The sequence below is a fragment of the Winogradskyella rapida genome, from assembly GCF_042675845.1.
Classification (GTDB): Bacteria; Bacteroidota; Bacteroidia; order Flavobacteriales; family Flavobacteriaceae; genus Winogradskyella; species Winogradskyella rapida.
Map to the genome: position 1 here is coordinate 1 of NZ_JBHTKM010000011.1, position 2034 is coordinate 2034.

The 2034-nt window shown below is 38.8% G+C and carries 1 protein-coding gene; it reads left to right on the forward strand.

The window, feature by feature from the left end:
• The first annotated feature begins 465 nt into the window (after positions 1-465).
• Positions 466-759 (forward strand): GIY-YIG nuclease family protein, encoded by a 294-nt coding sequence (locus ACFQ13_RS03685; protein WP_386114141.1) that lies wholly within the window; start codon positions 466-468, stop codon positions 757-759.
• Positions 760-2034: the final 1275 nt, after the last annotated feature.

Sequence of the window (2034 nt, forward strand, 5' to 3'; positions counted from 1 at the left end):
TGAGAATGATTAGTGGTAGAAAAGCTTCTCGATACAAAATCTCTAAAAAACGAGATTTCACTTGAAGTGACGTAGAGGATTTAATTTGTATTCTTCTGTCAGTTAGAGTGTTTCGAGTGCGGGAGAAACGTATCAAGAACCATGAGTTGTGGAATGCTTCTCGATACAAAATCTCTAAAAAACGAGATTTCACTCGAAGTGACGTTGAGGGGATTAATTTGTATTCTTCCGTCAGTTCGAGTGTTTCGGGTGTGCGAGAAATGTATCGAGAACAATGAGTTGTAGAAAAGCTTCTCGATACAAAATCTCTGAAAAGTGAGATTTCACTCGAAGTGACGTTTGGGGTTTAATTTGTATTGCTACGTCAGTTCGAGTGTTTAGAGTGTGCGAGAAATGTATCGAGAACCAAATTTTAGTTAGTCACTAATATACAGTTGTTTAGTCTGTTTTTGTTATCTTGCTATCATGAAACAGTCCTATGTTTACATTCTTAAATGTTCAGATAATTCCTATTACACGGGTTTGACTTCTAATCTCATGAACAGGTTGGAGCAGCATAAAACAGGAAAGCATATAGAGAGCTATACTTATAGCAGGAGACCTGTTGAACTAGTATTTTATGCAGAATTCACTGATATAACTATAGCGATTCAAACAGAGAAACAAATAAAGAAATGGTCTAGAGCGAAGAAAGACGCTTTAATTGATGGAGCTTACGAGGCATTACCGAATCTGGCTAAAAAGAAATTTAAGACATAAGGCTTCTCGATACAAAATCTCCAAAAAAAGGAGATTTCACTCGAAGTACGTTTGGGGTTTAATTTGTATTGCTACGTCAGTTCGAGTGTTTCGAGTGCGCTAGAAATGTATCGAGAACAATGAGTTGTGGAATGCTTCTCGATACAAAATCTCTGAAAAGGAGATTTCACTCGAAGTGACGTTTGGAGTTTAATTTGTATTCGTTCGTCAGTTCGAGTGTTTGGAGTGTGCGAGGAACGTATCGAGAACCATGAGTGGTAGAATGCTTCTCGATGCAAAATCTCCCAAAAAAGGAGATTTCACTCGAAGCGACGTTTGGGGTTCAATTTGTGTTCTTTCGTCAGTTCGAGTGTTTCGAGTGTGCGAGAAATGTATCGAGAACTATGAGTGGTAGAATGCTTCTCGATACAAAATCTCTGAAAAAAGGAGATTTCACTCGAAGTGACGTTTGGGGTTCAATTTGTGTTTGTGCGTCAGTTCGAGTGTTTGGAGTGTGCGAGAAATGTATCGAGAACCATGAGTTGTGGAATACTTCTCGATACAAAATCTCTAAAAAAGGAGATTTCACTCGAAGTGACGTTTGGGGTTCAATTTGTATTCGTTCGTCAGTTCGAGTGTTTCGAGTGGGGGAGAAACGTATCGAGAACAATGAGTGGTGGAAAAACTTCTCGCTACAAAATCTCCAAAAAAAGGAGATTTCACTCGAAGTGACGTATAGGGGGTAATTTGTGTTCTTCCGTCAGTTCGAGTGTTTCGAGTGTGCGAGAAACGTATCGAGAACCATGAGTGGTAGAATGCTTCTCGATAAAAAATCTCTGAAAAGTGAGATTTCACTCGAAGTGACGTTTGGGGTTTAATTTGTATTGCTACGTCAGTTCGAGTGTTTTGAGTGGGGGAGAAATATATAGAGAACCCTGAGTGGTAGAAATGCTTCTCGATACAAAATCTCTGAAAAAAGGAGATTTCACTCGAAGTGACGTTTGGGGTTTTATTTGTATTCTTCGTCAGTTCGAGTGTTTTGAGTTGAGGAGAAACGTATTGAGAACCATGAGAGGTAGAATGCTTCTCGATAAAAAATCTCTAAAAAACGAGATTTCACTCGAAGTGACGTTTGGGGTTCAATTTGTATTCGTTCGTCAGTTCGAGTGTTTGGAGTCGGGGAGAAATGTATTGAGAATGATTAGTGGTAGAAAAGCTTCTCGATACAAAATCTCTAAAAAACGAGATTTCACTTGAAGTGACGTAGAGGATTTAATTTGTATTCTTCTGTCAGTT